Raw genomic sequence first — 20,761 nt, 5'->3', positions numbered from 1 at the left:
CTCTCCCCTTTTATCTATCGATTTCGCCGAAGACGATGTTGGTATTACCGATAATCGTGACGATATCGGCGATATAGGTACCCGGCAGAAGATCCTGCAAAATACCGCAGTGCCAGAAACTCGGTGCCCTTACTTTCAGCCGATACGGATATGGGTCGCCCTGCGAATTGATGTAGAAGCCGAGTTCCCCTTTGGGGCTTTCGGTCGGAACGTAGACTTCCCCAACCGGCGGTCGCATCCCCTGTGTGACGAGAACGAAGTGCTGCATGAGCGAATAGTTCTGCGTCATGATGTCCTCTTTCGGCGCAGAGATATACTGCGGTGCGTGGGCCATCAATTCCGGCGGTGTATCGTCGTACATCGCGATCAGTTGCTGGATGATACGGACCGACTGCCGCATCTCTTCCATATAGAGCTTGTAGCGGCCGTAGCTGTCGCAGCTGTCGGTCACCGGAATGTCGAATTCGAGTTCGCCATAGAGCTCGTACGGCTCCTCTTTGCGGATGTCGTACTCGATGCCGCTTCCCCGCAGCATAATGCCCGTACATCCCCAGCTCTTCGCCATCTCCTGGTCGACGACGCCGACACCTTCGAGGCGCATACGCCAGATGCGGTTTTCCGTCAGAAGATCTTCGTAATCTTTGATGTTGCCCGGAAGTTCATTGACGAATTTCGCCAATGCGCCGAGCCATCCTTCCGGAAGATCGAGCGGCACGCCGCCGATACGTACGGCTGAATGGGTCAAACGCGCTCCGCAGTAATCTTCCATCAAGTCCATCGCGAACTCGCGCTCTCGGAAACAGTAGAGGAAGACACTCATCGCGCCGACGTCGAGGGCATGTGTCGCCAGCCAGAAGAGGTGTGAGATGATGCGGTTGAGTTCCAGCAGGATCGTACGGATCACCTGCGCACGACGCGGTACTTCGAGGCCGATCAGTCTTTCGACCGCCAAGGCGAAACCGTAGTTGTTCGAGGTCGCGGCGATGTAGTCCATACGGTCGGTCGTTGGCAGGAACTCGTTGTAGATCATATTCTCCGCCATCTTCTCCATCCCGCGGTGCAGATAGCCGATATCGGGAACCGCGCGAACCACTTGCTCACCGTCGAGTTCAAGAATCAGGCGAAGCTGTCCGTGTGCGGAGGGGTGCTGCGGTCCGAAGTTGATCACCATATGGTTGTCTTCGCGTTCGAACTCCAGGTTTTCGAAAAACGGTCGTAGTTTGTTGGTTTGTTGCATCCGCGTCCCCTTACTTTCTCTTGTCAAGCACTTTTGGCGCTTTGTTGAATTTTTCGATCAGGAAGACACCCTCTTCCTCCTGGTACTGAACCGGTGCCGCTGCACCTTCGTCGACCGGAGCACCTTTCGGTACCTCATGCCCCAGACGTGCGAAGCGTTCGGTGTCGTAGCGGTCGATACGCGCAGGATCGCGATTTTCCGGCCCGATGATATCGCGTGCCTCTTTTCCGAAGATTTTGTCGACTTCGTACCACTGTGCGAATTCGTCGCCTTCGAGCGGATAGGTCTTGCGCAGCGGATGGCCTTCCCAGTCGTCCGGCATAATGAGGCGTTTGAGGTAAGGATGGTTGTTGACTTTGACACCCATCAGGTCCCACATTTCGCGTTCTGCCCAATCGGCGCTGCGGTAGAGGGGATTGACGCTCTCGACCGCCTGATTTTCGTCGACGAAACACTTGACGCGGATTCGTTTGGCTGTATTGAGATTCAAAATCTGATAAAAGACTTCAAAGCCGCCGCGTTCGGCCAGAAAATCGACCGCACTCATCTCCGAGAGCATCTCGTACCAGCGCTCCTCTTTCAGAATGCGGAGTACATCCAGATTGTCCTGCGGGTTGATGTAGATGACGAGCTGGTCACGCTGGATGTAGGCTTTGAGTACTTCATGTTTCGCCTTGACGGCCGCTAGATCTTCTGCATAGACGCCCTCTTCGGGCACAGGCTCTTCCGGCACGCGCGGGGCCACCCAGAAACGGTCGGTGTAGTAGGCTTTCGCCTGAACATTGTCTTTGGGAGTATAGGGTCTCATCATACCAGCCTTTTCGGTTTTTGAGATTTGTTGGCAGATTCGCGCCGAATCTTCTGCTGAAGCAGCATCACGGCATACTGCAATGTCTCGGGGCGCGGGGCGCAGCCCGGAAGATAGAGATCGACGGGAATGACACGGTCGACACCCTGTACTGTCGCGTAGGTGTTGAACATCCCGCCGGTGTTGGCGCAACTTCCCATCGAGATGACCCACTTGGGCTCCGTCATCTGGTCATAGAGACGGCGTATGAACTCGGCATGCTTCTTCGTCAGCGTGCCGGCAACGATCATCAGGTCCGCCTGTCGCGGAGAGGCACGGAAAATCGTACCGAAACGGTCGAAGTCGTAACGGCTCGCACCCGATGCCATCATTTCGATCGCACAGCACGCGAGCCCGTAAGTCAGGGCCCAGACCGAGTTGCTTCGGCCCCAGTTGAGGATCTTGTCGACCGTCGTCAGTGCGACCGGCAGACCGCCACTTTGTGTATAGTTTACTTGATGCTGTGCCATTCAAGCGCTCCTTTCTTCCATGCGTAAATAAATCCGATTGCAAGCAATACGATAAATAGAATCATTTCGGCAAATCCAAACCATCCCAGGACTTTAAAGTCGATCGCCCACGGAAACATAAAGATAATCTCGACATCGAAGAGGATGAAGAGAAGGGCGAAAAGGTAGAACTGCGCCGAAATCGTGTTGGGCTGTTTTGTAACCTCCGGCCCGCACTCATAGATGGTGAGCTTGAGCTTCTCGGTATCGAGCCGTGCCAGTTTACGGCTGACAAACCGTGCGGCAAACAGAGTCGCGCTGAAAGCACCGAAGGTGATCAGCAGCAGCATAAAGGCACCGAAATACGGATGATCCACGACCATATGTGTCATCAAAAACCCCTTTGTTTAAGCCTGTTTAGGCTTCGTTTAGTGTCTATAAACCAATGTTAGGGTAGTTTAGCAAATAAACTTTAAATGAAGATTGTTTCGAAATTTGAAAGGGTTGTGAAGATTAATGTGTTTCACATGGAAACACGAGCAAAAGTGAAGTGGTACATTTTGATACATATTTTCTCTCTGCCGGTTTCTCTCCAGCGGTACGATAAAAAAACTACACCCTTAGGAAGGGAAGCCCTGGTGTTTTACCCTCCAGGGCCCTCACAGATGTACCTGGTTTTCACACCAGAAATCCCATCGACTTGCCCTCGCCCTCAAAACTTCCGCCCTGCTCCTTCTTGATCTCGGCGATGAAATCATCTGTCGTAAAGAGCGGCTCTTCTTTGACGGCGACGCGGTAGGCCGTATTTTTGATAATGAGGTTGATCTGTCCGCCGGTAAGGTTGAACTCCGCCAATTTTTCGATATCGAAACTCTGGGCATAAGGTGCATGTTCGGGTAACATCTTCTTCCAGAGCTCCACCCGCTGCAGCTTATTCGGTTTTTTAAACGCAATCTTGTAGTTGAAGCGGCGAGAGAAGGCGGTATCCAGATTTTCCAGCAGGTTGGTCGTCGCGATCAACATCCCCTCGAACTGCTCGATCTGCTCGAGGAAGATGTTCTGCATCTGGTTGTGCATCTTGTCAGCCGAACTTCCGGGCCCTGTGCTTCGGCTGCTCAGGAACTGGTCCGCTTCGTTGAGAAGCAGTACCGGTTCGCTTTTGGACTTTTCGGCCAGATCTTTGAACGTATCGAAGATCTTTCGTACATTCTTTTCGCTCTCGCCGACATACATCGAAAGAATTTTCGAACAGTCGAAACTGAGCACCTGTTTTTTGAGCGACTTGGCCAAAGAGAGGGCCGTCATCGTCTTGCCCGTACCGGGAGGGCCGTAAAAGATGATGCGTGCATCGATACTGCGGGCTTTCGATTTGATACCCCACGCTTTGAGGCGCTGGGCCACTTTCTTGTCCATCTGGCGCAAAAGGCCGTCGAGAATCTCGCGTGTATGCGGATGCAGAACGACATCGTCGAGTGTCGTTTTGGGGTCGATAAGTTCGAAGATCTCCTGCTCTTTAACCAGCATATCGAGCTTGAGTTTCGTCCTCTTTTTCTTTTTCTGCGGGTGGATGATATCGTGCAGAATCTCCTCGTTGATAAAAAAAGAACGGGTGATGCCACCAAAGGGGTTGAGCATCTCGTCATAGTCGATGATATCGTCAGAAACCAGCTTCGCTCCCTCTTCCAGAAGCGCCCTGTTTTTGAAGCGGTCGTACTCGTCGAAACTGACCAGATCGATCAAAGTGTTCATGTCCCGCAGGTTTCCTTCGCCGCCGGCATACTCCTCTTTCAGAAGCGCCAGGAATATGAGCCGCTCCTTGGGTTCCAGACCCCTCTCTTTGAAGAACTCTTCGACGACGATCGGCTCTTTCGTGACCGCCACCCGCTCCTCGATCCGCTTTTCAAGCAGGCCCAGTTTGTTCTGAAGACGGCTGACACTGGGACTTGTACTGTTGAAATTGTGGCGCGACGACCCCATTTTGGTGTAGAGGTCGATGCGTAAAAACTGGTCCTGCAGATATTCCAGATGGTCGGTATAGGGCGTCACTTCAGGGAGCGCCAGGTCGAGATTTCCGTTTTCGAGCAGCTTCAGAAAAGAGACACTGAGACTCACGCTCGTATGCAGAAGTTCCAGCGATGAAAGTTCGCCGAACTTGATGGCATGGAAGCTGTTCTGCATCAGCCAGCCCAGCTCGAATAGATTTTTGATCTTCTCCATATGCATGACATAACCGTAGGCTTCATCGCCGTAAATCTCCATCAGCAGATCGATCACGCCGACTTCTTCGCTTCCTTCGACATAGCGGCGCGCCATCACGCGTAGGATTTTCGCCTCATCCTCCGTGCATTTGAGATGCTCGAAAATTTCCGTTTTCGCGACATCCGGGTTTTGCAGAAATTCAATCAGATATTTCATAGGTTCCTTAAAACATAATAGTAATAGTGTCGGTTTTGAAATGGATTATAGCGCAATGTTTGGAATGGCTGAAGAGTGGTTCAGCGGTGAACGGCCCGGCAAATATATAAAAAACGGTTGTTTGCCGAAAGGGCCGAATTCAAAAAGCGGTGGCTTCTTGCTTCAGCTCCTCTTTGAGAATGCGTTTTAGCACTTTGCCCGTCGCGTTTTTCGGCAGTTCGTCGATGATGCGGATATCGCGGGGCTGCTTGAAGTTGGCCAGCTTCTCTTTGAGATATTTCCGCAACGCTTTGACATCGACCGTTTCATCTTCTGCCGGTTCGATAAAGGCGACCGGCACTTCACCCGACTTTTCATCCGGCATACCGACGACTGCCGAAGCCCCCACTCCCTCGAAACCGTTGATCACCTCTTCGATCTCACGCGGATAGATGTTGATGCCTCTGGAGATGATCAGATCTTTCTTGCGATCGACGATAAAGAGGAATCCATCTTCATCCAGGTATCCCATATCGCCGGTCAGAAGCCATCCGTTAACGATGGTTTCATCCGTTGCGGTCGGACGGTTCAAGTAGCCCTGCATGACATTGTCCCCTTTGACGATAATTTCGCCGATCGCACCGGTGGGAAGCTCCATCATGTTGTCATCGACGATTTTGATCTCCACACCCGGAACCGCCGGACCGACCGACATCGGTTTCTGCAATGAGGGCAGATTGACCGATACGACAGGTGAACACTCGCTCAGGCCGTACCCTTCGAGCAGTTTCGCGCGGCTGAACTTGGAGGTGAACCGATCGATCGTCGCTTCGCTGAGCGGCGCGGCGCCGCTGACGAAGTAGCGCACTTTCTGAAACCACATAAAATACCACGGCAACTTCGCGCGGCTGAGCGCGTTGTAGACATCCGGCACACCGACGAACATCGTCACCCGCTTGAGTAGGATCTGCTTGATGATATTGCTGAATGGCATGATATTGCGGATCAGCACGAACGACGCTCCGTAATAGAACGGCATGATGACCGTCACCGTCAGCGTAAAGGCATGGAACATCGGCAAATAGACGATAAAACGGTCTTTGCGCGTGAATTTCGTCAACTCACCGATCGCGATACAGTTATGCATGATGTTGCGGTAACTGAGCATCGCCCCTTTGGGATTGCCGGTGGTGCCGGAGGTGTAGATGATGACGGCGAGATCGTCGATTTTCGGAAGCTCCATCTTTTCGTGGCTCTTGAGAATCTCGAAAATCTCGTCGAAACCGATGTTTTTGTTGTCGAGCGACTCGTACTCGCCCTCCCAGACGATACGTTTGATACCCGTCATCCCCCACAACGGCTCCACCACCTTTTTCAACTCACTCGATGCCATTACCATCTTCGCTTCACAATCGTTGAGAATGTAGGCGACCTCTTCGCTCTTTAAAAACGTGTTGATCGGAACCGCAACGGCACCGATCTTCGTAATGGCGAAGAGACTGATGACGAACTCTTTGGCATTCTGCATGAAAATGGCGACACGGTCACCCTTTTTGATGTCGCTCAATTCGAGAAAACGCGCAAGTGTATCGACCTTTTTGAGCAATCTGCCGTATGTCAGCTTGTAATCGCCGACAAAGATGGCGGGACGGCGGGGTTTTTTTCGTGCATGTACCGCCAGCATCTCATAGAAATTCTCGTAAGGATACTCCATTTAGAACCTGTATCCAAGTGAGATATTGGTAAGGATTGCACCCCCTTTTTTGAAGGTGCCATCGATGCCGTTTTCATTTGGAGGGGTATGGACGGTGCGCTCGTCTTTGCTGTCATAGAGGAGGCTGAAACCGGCTTCGAAATCTTCGTTGACCTGCATAATGGCACCCAAAGAGAAGATATGTGCATCGGCATCGGGCAGTTCGAACCCAAGCGTCTTTTCGGGGATCGGCGACTCGTCATAGGCGTAGCCGGCCATCAACGTCCACTTTTCGTCGAGTCGATGAGTGATACCGATGCGGAAGGTATTGGTATCGGACCAATCTTTGTCGATCGGATTGCCGAAAATCGCATCGACCGTGTCGTCGTCGAAATGGAAATCGAGCTTTTCGTATTTCGACCAGTAGGTTCGCTCATAGACCAGTTCGACACGGGTCTTGCCGAATGTATGGGCAGCTGCCAGTGCCAACGTCGCCGGCAAAGGGACACTGACACCGCCGGGAGTATCGTAGTAAGGAAGCTGGGGAGAACCAACGGCGATAAACCCGCTCGAGCTGCCTTCAAGGTCGAGATCGACATTGGAACGGTAGGTCACGCTGAGTGTCGTCTCGGGCTGCGGTTTGTAGGAGAGGGCCAGATTGTAACCGAACTCTATCGTGTCTCCGGTCATATTTTCCGCATAGGCATCTTGAAGATAGGCTTTCACCTTGCCGTCACTGTAGATGAGACGCACACCGCCACCGATACTGAACTCGGGCGTTACGGCATAGGATACGGTCGGGTTGAGCTCGATCACGGCGAGCGTGAACTCCTCCGCTTTCATCTTCTGCGCCGTACCGTTCCACTTCTTCGAAAGGCCGCCCGGTTCGACCAGCGAGAGGCCGAAACGCCAGTTGTCCACTTTCGGGCTCACATAATGAAAATAGGGAAGCAGAAAATCTTCCGTTTTGGAGTTGTCATCCGCCGGTACGCCTGCGACACTGCCTCTGTACTCGACCTCCGGCAGATGGATATAGGTGAGGCCCGCTTCTAGCAGTGCATTGCCCTCCACCCAGCTCATGTTGGCAGGGTTGAAGTAACTGGCATCGGCCGAATCGGCACCGGCGACATAAGCGGCACTCAGTGCCATCGAACGCGTTGATTGCTCGGGAATTTTGTAAGCACTCGCCATCACTACTGTCGCAGCCGCCATGCTCGTTACGGCTGCACGCATCAAAAATGTGGTCTGTTTCATCGATCGATCCTTGCGCGGTTTTGTAGCAATACTACCGAAGATATGATAAAAAATGATTAAATTAATCTACGCCTCAAACTTAAGATTATAAAATGTTTCGAAAGAGTTCACAACGAGAAGGATTGCGATCATGAAAGCGTGGATCATTGCATTAAGCGGTGCTGCTGTACTGTTGATGTCCGGGTGCGGCGAAACGGCCGACAACTTCAGCGCCTCCGACGCGGTTGGAGGTTATGTCGTCATGGATACCAAAGGGGGTGACATCCCGTATCCGAACGATATTCTGTTCGCACCGGCCGAGGGACAACCTGCCGACGGGACGGTCAACATCCCGTTCGATCCCAGCGACAAGGATGCGGCGGTCAAAGCGGCACTCGACACACTCGACGGCTTTTCGACCACGGCACCCATCAGCGTGAGTGTCAGTAACGACATCGACAGTGCCACACTGCCGGGTAATCTCCACTTCTATCGAGTCGATGCGACCGAATCCAATGCCACCTCTCCCGTTCCTGTCGTAATAAAAATCGTCTCCGAACTCTCATTCGGACAGGATTATGTTGCGACCTATTCGAATGGGAAAATCGCCATACTGCCTCTCAAGCCGCTTGAGAGCCACACCCACTATATGGTTCTCATGACGAACGGCATCAAAACCGCTACCGGCAAAGCGATCGAACCCGATTACGTCACATCGCTTCTCATCAACAACACACCGCTCTTCGATGCCGCAGGAAAGCCGACCGTCATTCTCGACAGCGATCCAGACGTCAACAAGGCCACGCTGGTGCAGCTCGCAGGCATTCAACAGCTGACACAGCAGATGCTTTCCGTCGCGCAACGGGACCAAAACATCACATCCTCCGATGTGGTCTCCGTCTGGAGCTTTACGACCCAAAGCATCGGAAAGGTCGCGAAGGCAATCGCCCAAAATGGCACGAGCGATGCCTATCTGGGACTGCAAGACACCAATGCGACGTCGAAGGATATGTTGATGGCCTATTATGCCGGGCTCGGGGATTCTGCAAAAGTGGCCGAGATCAACGCGACGATGACAGGAAATGCCGAAGTGTACGCCGGCATACTCGCGAATCTTCCCTACTATCTCGCCCTTCCGACACCCGAGGATCCGACGGCACCCATTACCGAATCGTTCGTTTTCACAGCCGGTAGCGACATGCCACAGGAGAGAGGAAGAGTGACCATTCCCGTTCTCGCGGCCGTTCCAGGCAGCAGCTCCGGATGTACCGAACCATCCGAAGGATGGCCGGTCGCCATCTTCCAACACGGTATCACCAGAAACCGCCTCGACATTCTGGCGATTTCCGAAGCGTTCGCGAAAATCTGCTACGCCGTCGTGGGTATCGACCTGCCTCTGCATGGGATTGCCGATCCGACGAATCCTCTATACGACAAAGATCACGAACGCACGTTCAATCTCGATTTTCTTACCCAGGACGAAAACGAAACCATTCTCGCAAAAGTCCCCGACGGAAAGCCGGACACCTCGGGCATCCACTACATCAATTTCGTCAGCCTATTGACCGCACGGGACAATATCCGGCAGAGTACATCCGACTACATCGCATTGCAAAACGCCATCGCCTCCGCACAGAAAAATGTCAATGGGTTGAATTTTGACGAAAGTAAAATCGCCTATGTAGGCCACTCTCTCGGAACGATCGCACCTTTTGGCTACTTCTCCTACCAGGATGAAGCGGGCCTTTCGCTCGCTACCGTTCTTCTTTCGATGCCGGGAGGCGGCATTACAGACATCATGCTCAACTCTCAAACATTCGGAGATGCGGTCATCGAAGGATTGAAAGGTGCCGGACTCGAACCGGGTACGAACGAGTTCGCGGCATTCACTGTCGCGATGCAGACCATCCTCGATGATGCGGACCCCCTCAACTATGCGAACAAAGTGGCCGAAAAACAGAGACTTCTTTTACACCTGGTGAAGGATGACGATGTCATTCCGAATACGGTCGCTGCCGCACCACTTGCAGGAGGAGTCCCCATTGTCCATCTGATGGGAGCGAAAGATATCACCTCCTATTTTGCAGAAGGCGAAACCACCAAAACGATCTTCCCCGAAACGTCAGACGACGTTTACACCTTCTTCCAGAGCGGAAATCACCGGTCGCTCTTCATCCCTGACTACAACCTCGATACGACGATCGAGATGCAGACACAGATGGATTCTTTCATCTACTCCCAGGGAGTGGCTATCGATGCCAACCTTTCGAGAATCGTCAACTGACGATCACTTTTCCACCAGATCGTAAAGAGCCCGAATCTCCTGGGCCCAGATCGACTCGTCGATCGTCTCCAGAACCAGCGGTATATCATCCATCCTCGGATCGTTCATAATGTATTTGAAGGCATCCCAGCCGATTTCGCCGCAACCAAGAGAGTGGTGGCGGTCGACACGGCTTCCGAGAGGCGGTTTGGAGTCGTTGATGTGCATCCCTTTCAGATACTCGAATCCAACGATCTCGTCGAACGCTTTCATCGTCTCGTCGTACGCCTCTTTCGTGCGCAAATCGTAACCGGCCGTAAAGGTGTGGCAGGTATCGAGACAGACACCGACTCTGCTTTTATCTTCTGTTTTGTCGATCAGATAGGCGAGGTGCTCGAACTTATAGCCCAGGTTACTCCCCTGTCCCGCCGTATTTTCGATGACGAGTGTCACCCCTTCGGTTTCATTGAGCGTAATGTTCATCGCTTCTGCGATACGATCGAGGCACGCCTCTTCGCTAAGCTTCTTCAGATGGCTTCCGGGATGGAAGTTGAGCTTGTCGAGTCCCAGCTGTTCGCACCGTTTGACCTCATCGATAAAAGCGTCCAGACTCTTTTGACGCTTCTCCTCTTCAGGATGTCCCAGGTTGATCAGGTAGCTGTCGTGCGGCAGGACATGTCTGGCATCGATGCCGCTGGCTTTCAGATTGGCTTTGAACTTCTCGATCGTCTCTTCATCGAGCGGCTTCGCCGTCCACTGGCGCTGGTTTTTCGTAAAAAGGGCAAAGGCTTTCGCACCGATGGCTTTGGCATTCAAAGGGGCGTTGAAGACACCGCCGGAAGCGGAAACGTGGGCACCGACATACTTCATATCTCACCTCCCACTGTTTCGATCTTAACGATTTTACTCGATTTCGGCGTGCATTCAGCACCCCGTATCGAGATATCGTGGGCACCAACGTATTTATTATTGGACATAAATCATTTCTCCGTAATCTTGATAAGTATATGGTTGATTCTGTCTTTGAAACGGACCGAGGTCGCGTCAAAGGCGTAGATTATATCAAATCTGCCAGCTTCGTAAATATGCTGTACTTTTTTGCCCTTCTCTTCATGCAGGTCCTCACCCCCAAAAATCGCTCTTTTCGAAAAGATGTGGGCCAGTGTCCCTTGCGGGTAGCGTACGTGCAGATACTTCCTGTAAAACGCCTCTTCGCTCATGCATTGCGAATCGACACAGATACGTTTTCCAATCGTCAGTGTGAACGCTGCATGGCCCGAGGCGTAGATCTGCACCTTTATCTGTTTTTTTCCCCTGTAGACAAATCCCATATCGGCATATTTCAATTCGGGCGACTTGATGACGATCAATGCCGCCTTCGGCGCTTCATAGTAGTGTTTGGCGCATCCACCCAACAGGAAAAAAAGCCCCAGAAAAAGCGTTTTACAGAAATTTTTCAATTTTTTCCTTTTTTGGCCATAATTTTATAATAATTTAAGTTAAATTCACTATAATTTCACCCACAAAGCCGTTGATGGCCCCTTCATCTAGCGGTCCAGGATGCAAGGTTTTCATCCTTGTCACAGGGGTTCGAGTCCCCTAGGGGTCACCACTTCTTTCTACTCGAAACAACCTCCTAAGCTTTTAGCACTTTTTCTGATACACCAAGCAAATCTATTATTTTTTGACGCATGCGGCCTGCATGCGTTCCCTGCCAGTAGATTTTTTTACATTTCGGACAGATCCAAAACCCATTCCGCCACCGATAGGTCTCTTTCGGAATTTTGGAAAAAAACTCACGCTTGTCACACGGCTGCATCGTCCGGTTACAGCAAAGCGACCGGCTGAATGGGTGGGCGTATCGGGCGAGATCGAACATCGCACTCAGGCGCCTGACCTGCTTCGGGGCCTCTTCACACGGCAACACCACGATCGATTCGGGCAGTCTCTCCTGCAAACGCCTGTCACAGGTGATTCCGATGCGTCCAAAGCGGCACATACCGAACAGTTCGTTGTCCGTGATATCGTTGCGGTAAAGCGTATCGAACCCCAACAGCCTCAAATACTTCGCGACTTTGGCAAGATGGACGTCACAGACGAAACGGGGAGAACTATCCCATCGGATACAAAATCGCTTCATGGACCCCGTCACACGCTTTTATGATCTCATCGTCGAGAGTGACGTCGAGTGCCGCGAGTGTCTCGTCGAGCTGCTCAACACGTGTGGCCCCAATGATCGAAGAGGCGACAAAGTCGTGCTGCATACTCCATGCCGTCGCAAGTGTCGTCACACGCATTCCCGCCATTTGGGCGATCTCCATGTAGAGTGCCGTCGCTTCGAGTGTCTTGTCGTTGAGATACTTCGTCGCCTGTGCCCGCACACGCGGGTTTTTGTCGTTCAGGTACTTCGTAAACCGTGCATCCGGCGGGAAAAACTCTCCATTGTATTTACCGGTCAAAACACCGCCGGCCAACGGAGCGTAGGGAAGCAGGGATATCTTCTCTTTACGGCAGACCGTTGCCAACTCATCCATGAAACGGCGGTTGAGCAACGAGAAATTGTTCTGGATCGACTCGAAACGCGCCAGCCCGAGGTAACGGCTCGCTTCGTTCGCTTTCGTCAGCCCATAGGCGGTATCGTTGGAGGTACCGATATAGCGGACTTTCCCGCTTTGTACCAGCCGGTCGAACGCTTCCAGGCTCTCTTCGATCGGCACCACCGCATCGGGCCAGTGCATCTGATAGAGGTCGATATAGTCGGTTTTCAGCCGCTTCAAGCTCCCTTCGACCGCCCGTTCGATGTGAAAGCGGTCGATCGCCGTCAGGCCGTGACGGATCGGCGGGACGAACCAGCCACTCGCCGCACCCGCCACTTTCGTCGCCAGGACGATCGATTCACGCGGCTTCGTTCTCATCCACTCCCCGACGATCTCCTCCGTCGTACCGGCCCATGTGCTTCGGGGAGGCACAGGATAGAGCTCGGCCGTATCGTAAAAATTGATTCCCCGCTCATACGCCCTGTCCATGATCGCAAACGACCTCTTTTTGTCACAGAACGATCCAAAAGTCATCGTTCCCATACAGAGCGGCGAAACTCTCAAACCTGTTTTGCCGATATAGCGATAGTTCATATTTCATCCTTAACACTGATTGACAAACCATACACTCTTTATTGAAAGAACCGATTTATCATTATAACTGACGTTACACACCTCTGTCAGTCATGAAATTTTCCAAAGGAGGAGCCATGGAATGGACGGCGTTCACTCTGTTGGGAGCGGCATCCGTCATCGCGGCCGCGACACTCGGAACCTCACTTCTCAGGCTTGTTGTCCGCATCATCCGAAGCCGCAACTGACTCGCACCGTCGGCCCAGCCATTCGATGAACGCGTCGAGCGGTATGGGTTTGGTAAAAAAGTACCCCTGCGCAAGATCGCACCCGAACTTCTTCAAAAATGCCAACTGCGTCTCGTTCTCGACCCCTTCCGCGACCGTTTTCATCTCGAAATGCGACGCGATATCGATAATCGTCCGTGTCAGGACCTCGTCATTTGGATTGATACCGATATCCTTGACAAATCCACGGTCGATTTTAAGAGTTTTGATCGAAAGGTTTTTCAGATAGGCAAGCGAAGAGTAACCCGTACCGAAATCGTCGATACTGAATCTGAAACCCATTTCCCGAAGTTCCTGAAGCTTCTCGTTCGTCCTTTCGAAGTTTTCGATAAAGACCGATTCCGTCATCTCGAGCTCGATACGGAAAGGATCGATCTCGCCGTCACGAACCATGGTTTTGATGGTTTCGATGAAATCACTGCGCACAAACTCTTTGATGCTTACGTTGACAGCGATATAATCGAGATTCAAACGGGTACAATCCTGTGCGACCCGACGCAAAACCCACTGTCCCACTTCGTGAATCAACCCGCTCTCTTCGGCCAGAGGAATGAAAATATCGGGTGAAACGACCCCTCGACGAGGATGCTCCCAGCGAAGAAGCGCCTCCGCTCCGACGCATCGGCCCGTCGATATCTCGATCTGAGGATGATAGAGAAGTGCCAGTTGATCCCTCTCTATCGCACTGTGAAGATCCTGCAGAAGCTCACTCTTCTCTCCCGTAATCATTTCGAGTGCCGTATCGAAAATCCGGACGCCGTTCTTCCCTGCCGTTTTGGCTTCGTACATCGCCACATCCGCCTCTTTCAACAGATCGAAAAAGTCGCGTCCGTACGTAAAGAGCGTCACACCGATACTGGCGCTGAAATGAAGCTTCCGCCCTTTGATGGCAAACGGCCTCGATACTTCCTCTTTAATCTTTTGTGCGACGATTTCACTCTTCATCGCGGCCTCTTCCGCATCCCCTTCGATGTCGGCCATCAATATGACGAACTCGTCGCCTCCGAGTCTCGCAACGATATCGCCGGTACGCATCAGATTGGTCAAACGTTCACTCAGCTGTATGAGCAGATCGTCTCCGACATCGTGTCCCATCGAATCGTTGATCTGTTTGAAGTTGTCGAGATCGAGAAAGAGCAGGGCGTTCGTCGTTCCGTTTCGTTCGGCACGCAGCATCGCCACTTTGACATGTTCGAAAAGGAGCTTTCTTCTCGGAAGTCCCGTCAGCTCGTCATAATAGGCCAGATAGTCGGCACGTTCTCTTGCAATCCTCTCTTTTGTCACATCCCGACCGTAAAGATTGATCTTCTCTTCGTCCAGCACCATGATGTCGAATTGGTAGATCTTCTCGTCGAATCGCAAATCCAGGCTTTTGTATTCACCGTCGCACACTCTCCTCAAAAAGCGTTCCCACCGGGTAGGGGCACGTCTGAGTAGTCCTTCGTGAATTTTTCTGGCAGCATCGTTTTCGATTAAAACCGCATGGGTTTTGCATGAGATCTGCATGACAGGGTTGGGATTTTGGATGTAAAACTGGGCGAACGACTCGATCTTTCGCTTGTCTTCCATCTCCTGGGCGATATCTTCCACGATACCGATGGCACCCACTAGGCGGTTTTTGGAATCTTTGAGCGCTGTGGTACGAATGCGGACAAGAACATCGATGTCACTCGTCGTCGCATGGTACTCCCCTTCGTAGTATCCATCTTCCAGGCCGTTGTATTCGATCGGAATCCGTATCGTCTCTTCGATCCGTTTATCGGTGATATCCTCCAGGTCCAAACCGATGAGCTTCTCCCGGCTCGAATCGAAAATCTGAACGAAATACTGATTGACGTTGACGATTTTGAACTCCGTATCGTAAAAAAAGATACCGACAGGGACATTGTCGAAGATGAGATCCATCTGCGCCTGATGCGCTTTCAGCGCCCGAATCGCCTGCGTATTTTCCCTGCGAAGCATCAATGCATCGACAAGCGTTTTGTGAATTCTTCCGGAACTGGAGATCAAAAAGGCGAGATAGACCAGTACCAAAACCCCCATCATCACCTCGATCGGATTCGGACTCACCAGCAGCCAGAGTGCCGTTCCGCCGAGAATCACGAAGATATAGGTCACGGTCGTCATACGATCGGCCGAGAGTGTCGTGATCGCCCCCGATGCCATGCCCCCCATCACGAATGCCATCAAAAAGTCGTAGGCGATTCCCTGTTTTCCAAGGAAGTACCAAAGCCCGCTCACCCACACCAACGCACTGAAAAATGTCCCTATCCATTGCAATATCTCCGCAAGGCCTATCGCCATCTCCTCCTGATAGGCCTTGTAATAGAGGTAGATGCCAAGGCGGTAGAACATGACGACGATAACCAGACTGAACCACTGTACGGCACTCTCCTGCGATTTGGGCCAATAGGTCGCCAAAATGACGAGTCCTGCAAGAATATTGATGACGACGCTAAACGGAATGGCGCCGTAAATCATATCGACAAGCTGGCGGCGAAGCTGCAGATCGTACCCTTTCACGCAACTCCCTTCTGCATCACGGCGATCGCTTCGCCTATCAGATGAATCTCTTCCGGATCGGTATAGATAACGGGATAAGCGGGATTGAAAGAGATACAAGCCCATCGATCTTCGTCTCTTCGTTTCTCCAGCTGTTTGATGAAAAGCTCTTCCCCGATCCGAAATACATAAACCGATCCGTTTTTCACCGCCTGCCGGCTGCGGTCGACCGCCACGAGGTCACCGTCATACAGAAGCGGTTCCATAGAATCTCCGCGTACCTCCAGCGCTTCGATATATTTCAAATGTTTTCTGCCTCCCAGGAGTCCGACCAGTGCTTCGTCGATACGAATCGTTTCGAAACGCTCCTGCCAGTTGAGTGCCCCGCTGCCGGCCGAGGCATTGATCTGTTTGAAGTAGCGGATCGTCGCGACCTTTTCCGTGCTCTCCTCCAGCGACTTCGGAGCCTGATCGTAGAGAAGCCAGTTGATACTGATCTTGCGCCGTGCACAGAAGTCGGCGATCTGCGCGAAAGGAACCGATCCGCGTTTTTTCAATACCGCGAAATAGGCCGGTGCGATTCCAAGCGTTTCGGCGACATCCTTGTCCAAAACCTTGCGTTCACCCACCTCGACACTCAAAATATCTTTAAGCCTGGAAAGTACCTCATCGAAAGAGAGCATTTTACCTCTTTAGAAAATGATATATTTTGAATTCAATCATACCATATCACCCTACAATTGTTTCTGATTTACAAAGCCATTCCCACATAAAGGAGCGAGATGATCATCCATCTGGATCTTGACGCTTTCTTCGCTTCATGCGAACGCCTTTTGAACCCCGGCCTGAAAAACAGACCCATCGCGGTAGGGGGACGCGGCGACCCTTTTATCTTTGACCAAAAAAGCGGGCACAACATCGATGTCACTCTCGAAAACAGCGGCGCATTCGTCCCGACACTTTTCTACAATGCCGAGAGCAGTTTCAGAGACTATTTTGTCGAAAACGACAGAATCCGGGGTATCGTAATCACCTCCAGCTACGAAGCGAGAGCCTGCGGCATCAAAACCGGTATGACGATTCGTGAAGCGCTTCAGCAATCTCCCGGCCTCATCGTCCTTCCGCCCCGCCACCTTTTCTATCACGACAGATCCCATGCACTCAAAAAGTGGCTGATGAAAAGAGTTCCCGTGCTCGAACAGTACAGTGTCGACGAATTTTTCGGTGATTTGAAAGGATGGATCGCCGATAGAGACGTTCCCGCCTTCATCGATTCGCTTCGCCGAGAGATCGAAACGACGTTCGGCCTGCCCGTCTCCATCGGGGCCGCCCCTTCGAAGTGGATCGCCAAGCTGGCCACAAGCGCCGCGAAACCGAACGGGTGCAAGGCTCTTTTCGCCAAAGATGTCGATGCCTTTGTCGATCCGAAACCGATCGAGGCGTTCCCTGGTATCGGCCGCGGCTTTTCGAAGCGTTTAAAGGCCTACAAAATCGAAACGCTCGGCGAGTTGAAAGCGGCGAAGCACCTGCTCTACCGATGGAAAAAACCGGGCATACAGCTCTACCACCGTGTCAACGGCGACGATAACGAATCGGTCGTCGCCGGACATGACCGGCGCTCCATCGGGATCTCCCGTACGATCGATCCGGTCTTCGACCGAAGAGAGATCCGGCGCAGACTCATTATCCTCTGTCGCCATCTCTCCCACCTCGTCACAAAAATCGATGCACAGCCCAAGAGGCTCTTTCTGGGGATCAAATACCAGTTCGGACAGAAGGCCAAACGCAGTGTCACCGAACCTTTCACCTTCAGCGAACTGGCCCTGCGCCGTCATATCCTGGAACTTTTCGAAGCCATCGACACTTACCGCTCCCTGGCCATCGTCAGACTTGGTATCGGCTGCGGCGCTTTCGAAACCCGACCGACGACACGCGGATCGCTCTTCGGCCACGAGAGAGAGATGAAAGAACGGCGTCTATGGCATCAGACGGCCAAGATACGGCAAAAGTACGGCATCGACACGATTCGGTCCGCCGTGGAGATGCTATAGGAGGCCGTTGGCCCTCTCGAAGATTTCACGGCTCTGCGGCGAATGGAAGATGAAGGTCACCTCCATGCCCGGATGTTCTTTCAAAAACTCCCTCACGGTGCGATAGGCGATCTGCGCTGCACGTTCAGGCGGAAAACCGTATACGCCCGTGGAAATGGCCGGGAATACGACCGAATCGCACCCCAGCTCCGCCGCCACCTTCAGCGAATTTCCGTAAGCGTTCGCCAGCAGTTCGTCGCATCGGTCGCCACACCGTCCCCAGATGGGCCCCACGGTATGGACGACATATTTCGCCGGCAGATCGCCCGCCGTCGTCGCCACCGCTTCGCCTGTGGGCAGACCGTCGGGATACTTCGTGCGACGAATCTCTCTGCACGCTTCCAGAATCGCCGGGCCGCCCGCCCGGTGGATCGCTCCGTCGACACCGCCGCCGCCCATCAAAGAGCTGTTGGCCGCATTGACGATGGCACACGCCCTCTCTTTCGTGATGTCTCCGGTTTTGACATGGATACCCATTCTACACCTCCAAAACGATCGTCCGCCCGAACGGCACGGATCTCTCTTCGGGCAATACCCATATCGTATCGTAAAAAGGCGCCTCGTCGGGGAAAGTTCCTTCGGCATCGGTAAAGTAGATGAGCAGCGATGTGCCGGAAAGTTCTTCTTCGATATAATCGAAAACCGGCCGAAAATCGGTCCCGCCGCCCCCTTTCATCGCAAACTCGAGAATCTCGCCGGAAACGAAGCGGTAGACACCCTGAATCTTCGCATCGCAAATCAGCACATCCACCTCCGCACCGGGAAAGCTCATCAAAAGCGCTTCGAGCTCGCCGACGAAAAGCCCGAGCAGCGCTTCGTTCACCGATCCGCTGGAATCGATCGCCACGGTCACGATGAGGCGGTCGCTGGTGGTCGAGGGAAGGTAGACACCCCGTGCGATCATCTTTTTGCTGGGTTTGGCGAAGGTGTAATCGTTCTTGAGATGGCGGTTGATCGCCTGGTAGAGTTCGCTGCGCCAATCGACGGTCGTATCGGACGTGATCGTAAAGAGACGCTCGATACCACCGGGGTCGCTCCCCTGATTCTGCGCCTTCTCCAGCGCCTCTTTCATCGCCTGCGCCCACTGCTCTTCGAGCTCCGGCTCCAGCTCCTGCGGTGGCAACGGAAGGTTGTCGTCGCGCTTTTTCGAATCTTCAGGGGGCTGCTGCTCTGTCATACGGTTCTTGTTCTGCTCGTTGAACCCCTCTTCGTTGCTCTCGTCGTCGTTGTAATCTTCGTTCTGTATCTCGTCCTTCAGCTGCGCGTAAATCGCTTCGGCATACATCCCCTCGAAACGGTCGTCGTAGTGGACACGGGCGGGAAGTTTGAAGCCGTTTCGTTTGAGCATATCGTTGATCGCATAGTCGGTCGCCAACTGCCAGAGCCATCCCTGGCGCAAGAGCCTGCGGTTTTCGTGTGCCAGCACATGGTGCATGACACTGTTGGCCAGTGCGAACTCGATCGTCTCGAGCCCCTCGTCATCGAAATAGTCGGGGTTGTACTGCAGCACCCGCCCGTCACTCAAAAACGTTTCGACCTCGTCACTTGGCTCCGTCTTCAGACGGCTTGCAAGCAGGCCGAAATAGGGATGCTTCACCATCAGGCGGGTTTTGGCTTTTGTAATTTCGGTTTCGACACTCATGCAAGAAGATAGCTGAAGTTTTTGATCCATATTTTCCAGTTGGAGGCTTTTTCGAGCAACACTCCTTTGTGCTGAAGCTCCTTGACGATCATCACCGAAAACTCGCCCGGCAGTTTCACCAGATACGCCAGCAGATGTTCGAGCGTTTCGCGAGGCGTTTCCCGGTCGATACGCTGCATCATCATCGATGCGAGCACATGCAGCGTATTCGGGTCTTCCGGGACGCCGGCCTCGCAACCCTGCAAAACGGCATCAAGATCGGGCAGGTCGGAGGCTGTGGCGCGCCAGCTCAGAAACTCGGCTGCCAGCTCTTCGCCGATACTTCCGGCAATCAGCGGCATCAGCAGCTCCGCTTCGGGGGTCGACTTCAAAATCCTGTCGACATACTCCCAGCTCCTCGGCGTCGCGAAGCTGCGATGCGCCGATTTGGCATCGAACATGAAGAGCGCGTCGGGCCGGGCACCGATAAAGCCGACAATCGACGCGTCGATTCCATTATCAAGAGCCCACCGTCTCCACTGTGCCGCATCGATTTCCATCTCCAGATGTACGAAGCGGTTGGCCAGGGGTGCGGGCATCCGGTAGACGACCCCCCGGTCGCTTTCACGGTTACCGGCCGCCACGATCGCCCAGCCGTCGGGCAACCGGTATTCGCCGATACGGCGGTCGAGAATGAGCTGGTAGGCGCTCGCCTGCACCATCGGAGCCGCCGTGTTGAGCTCGTCGAGAAACAAAACCCCTTCCGCTTCGCTGCCGTCGGGCAAAAAAGCCGGCGGTGCCCAGACCGCCTGCCGGCTCACCTGGTCGAAAAAGGGGATACCGCGCAGATCGGTCGGATCGAGCAGAGAGAGGCGGAGGTCGATGAAACCGATCCCCTTCTCATCCGCAATCTGCCGAACGATCGAAGACTTGCCGATTCCCGGAGGCCCCCACAGAAAGAGCGGTACCTTTTCGTCGACCAGATGGGAGACAGCGGCTTTCACTTCGACAGGACGCACGACAATCCTTTAAAAC

The 20,761-nt window shown here is 53.0% G+C and carries 18 protein-coding genes and 1 tRNA gene; 3 read left to right on the top strand and 16 right to left on the bottom strand.

What is annotated here, in order from left to right; genetic code table 11:
- Positions 1-10: 10 nt before the first annotated feature.
- The 7 genes from nuoD to QUD54_RS08165 form a co-directional block, all read right to left on the bottom strand.
- Positions 11-1,237 carry an NADH dehydrogenase (quinone) subunit D gene (gene nuoD, locus QUD54_RS08195; protein WP_286336242.1) on the bottom strand — a complete coding sequence of 409 codons (1,227 nt, stop codon included), beginning with the start codon at positions 1,235-1,237 and terminating at the stop codon, positions 11-13.
- A 10-nt stretch (positions 1,238-1,247) separates the two neighbouring features.
- Positions 1,248-2,045, bottom strand: coding sequence for an NADH-quinone oxidoreductase subunit C (locus tag QUD54_RS08190; RefSeq protein ID WP_286338030.1), 798 nt, complete (start codon positions 2,043-2,045; stop codon positions 1,248-1,250).
- Complete coding sequence (locus tag QUD54_RS08185) at positions 2,045-2,554, bottom strand: NuoB/complex I 20 kDa subunit family protein (protein ID WP_286336241.1); 510 nt, start codon at positions 2,552-2,554, stop codon at positions 2,045-2,047. Before QUD54_RS08185 ends, QUD54_RS08190 begins: the two co-directional genes overlap by 1 nt.
- Positions 2,536-2,925: an NAD(P)H-quinone oxidoreductase subunit 3 gene (locus QUD54_RS08180; protein ID WP_286336240.1), complete on the bottom strand. Its 390-nt coding sequence runs from the start codon at positions 2,923-2,925 to the stop codon at positions 2,536-2,538. The genes QUD54_RS08185 and QUD54_RS08180 overlap by 19 nt, the downstream gene beginning before the upstream one ends.
- 286 nt (positions 2,926-3,211) lie before the next feature.
- Positions 3,212-4,948, bottom strand: coding sequence for an ATP-binding protein (locus QUD54_RS08175; RefSeq protein ID WP_286336239.1), 1,737 nt, complete (start codon positions 4,946-4,948; stop codon positions 3,212-3,214).
- Between the two features lie 139 nt (positions 4,949-5,087).
- Positions 5,088-6,641 (bottom strand): fatty acid--CoA ligase, encoded by a 1,554-nt coding sequence (locus QUD54_RS08170; RefSeq protein WP_286336238.1) that lies wholly within the window; start codon positions 6,639-6,641, stop codon positions 5,088-5,090.
- Entirely contained in the window at positions 6,642-7,874 is a 1,233-nt protein-coding gene (locus QUD54_RS08165) for an OmpP1/FadL family transporter (RefSeq protein WP_286336237.1), read from the bottom strand. It lies immediately after the preceding gene.
- 130 nt (positions 7,875-8,004) lie between these two features.
- Between QUD54_RS08165 and QUD54_RS08160 the strand changes: the two genes are divergently transcribed.
- Positions 8,005-10,137 carry a hypothetical protein gene (locus tag QUD54_RS08160; RefSeq protein ID WP_286336236.1) on the top strand — a complete coding sequence of 711 codons (2,133 nt, stop codon included), beginning with the start codon at positions 8,005-8,007 and terminating at the stop codon, positions 10,135-10,137.
- A gap of 3 nt (positions 10,138-10,140) precedes the next feature.
- Here QUD54_RS08160 and nfo read toward each other — a convergent pair whose 3' ends face one another.
- Positions 10,141-10,986: a deoxyribonuclease IV gene (gene nfo, locus QUD54_RS08155; protein WP_286336235.1), complete on the bottom strand. Its 846-nt coding sequence runs from the start codon at positions 10,984-10,986 to the stop codon at positions 10,141-10,143.
- A 110-nt stretch (positions 10,987-11,096) separates the two neighbouring features.
- Positions 11,097-11,576, bottom strand: coding sequence for a hypothetical protein (locus QUD54_RS08150; protein ID WP_286336234.1), 480 nt, complete (start codon positions 11,574-11,576; stop codon positions 11,097-11,099).
- A 76-nt stretch (positions 11,577-11,652) separates the two neighbouring features.
- Between QUD54_RS08150 and QUD54_RS08145 the strand changes: the two genes are divergently transcribed.
- Positions 11,653-11,728 (top strand) — tRNA-Glu (locus tag QUD54_RS08145).
- 24 nt (positions 11,729-11,752) lie between these two features.
- Here QUD54_RS08145 and QUD54_RS08140 read toward each other — a convergent pair.
- The 4 genes from QUD54_RS08140 to QUD54_RS08125 all read right to left on the bottom strand — a co-directional run bounded on the left by QUD54_RS08140 (position 11,753) and on the right by QUD54_RS08125 (position 16,698).
- The gene (locus QUD54_RS08140; protein WP_286336233.1) at positions 11,753-12,256 is read right to left on the bottom strand and encodes a Mut7-C RNAse domain-containing protein; all 504 of its coding nucleotides are present in this window, start codon (positions 12,254-12,256) and stop codon (positions 11,753-11,755) included.
- Positions 12,228-13,247 (bottom strand): aldo/keto reductase, encoded by a 1,020-nt coding sequence (locus tag QUD54_RS08135; RefSeq protein WP_286336232.1) that lies wholly within the window; start codon positions 13,245-13,247, stop codon positions 12,228-12,230. Before QUD54_RS08135 ends, QUD54_RS08140 begins: the two co-directional genes overlap by 29 nt.
- 182 nt (positions 13,248-13,429) lie before the next feature.
- Complete coding sequence (locus tag QUD54_RS08130) at positions 13,430-16,036, bottom strand: sensor domain-containing protein (RefSeq protein WP_286336231.1); 2,607 nt, start codon at positions 16,034-16,036, stop codon at positions 13,430-13,432.
- Positions 16,033-16,698 carry a LexA family transcriptional regulator gene (locus tag QUD54_RS08125; protein WP_286336230.1) on the bottom strand — a complete coding sequence of 222 codons (666 nt, stop codon included), beginning with the start codon at positions 16,696-16,698 and terminating at the stop codon, positions 16,033-16,035. The genes QUD54_RS08130 and QUD54_RS08125 overlap by 4 nt, the downstream gene beginning before the upstream one ends.
- Before the next feature lie 99 nt (positions 16,699-16,797).
- On the opposite strand from QUD54_RS08125, the gene QUD54_RS08120 reads away from it, so the two are divergent.
- Positions 16,798-18,066, top strand: a complete 1,269-nt coding sequence (locus QUD54_RS08120) for a DNA polymerase Y family protein (protein ID WP_286336229.1) — start codon at positions 16,798-16,800, stop codon at positions 18,064-18,066.
- Here the strand turns inward: QUD54_RS08120 and QUD54_RS08115 are convergent.
- The 3 genes from QUD54_RS08115 to QUD54_RS08105 are packed head-to-tail and all read right to left on the bottom strand — an operon-like array spanning position 18,061 to position 20,745.
- Positions 18,061-18,582 carry an O-acetyl-ADP-ribose deacetylase gene (locus QUD54_RS08115; protein ID WP_286336228.1) on the bottom strand — a complete coding sequence of 174 codons (522 nt, stop codon included), beginning with the start codon at positions 18,580-18,582 and terminating at the stop codon, positions 18,061-18,063. The genes QUD54_RS08120 and QUD54_RS08115 overlap by 6 nt on opposite strands.
- A gap of 1 nt (position 18,583) precedes the next feature.
- Positions 18,584-19,747, bottom strand: a complete 1,164-nt coding sequence (locus tag QUD54_RS08110; RefSeq protein WP_286336227.1) for a vWA domain-containing protein — start codon at positions 19,745-19,747, stop codon at positions 18,584-18,586.
- Positions 19,744-20,745, bottom strand: a complete 1,002-nt coding sequence (locus QUD54_RS08105; protein ID WP_286336226.1) for an AAA family ATPase — start codon at positions 20,743-20,745, stop codon at positions 19,744-19,746. The genes QUD54_RS08110 and QUD54_RS08105 overlap by 4 nt, the downstream gene beginning before the upstream one ends.
- Positions 20,746-20,761: the final 16 nt, after the last annotated feature.

Source organism: Hydrogenimonas cancrithermarum, assembly GCF_030296055.1.
In the GTDB taxonomy this organism is placed as follows: domain Bacteria; phylum Campylobacterota; class Campylobacteria; order Campylobacterales; family Hydrogenimonadaceae; genus Hydrogenimonas; species Hydrogenimonas cancrithermarum.
This window is presented reverse-complemented; position numbering and strand designations above follow the sequence as displayed.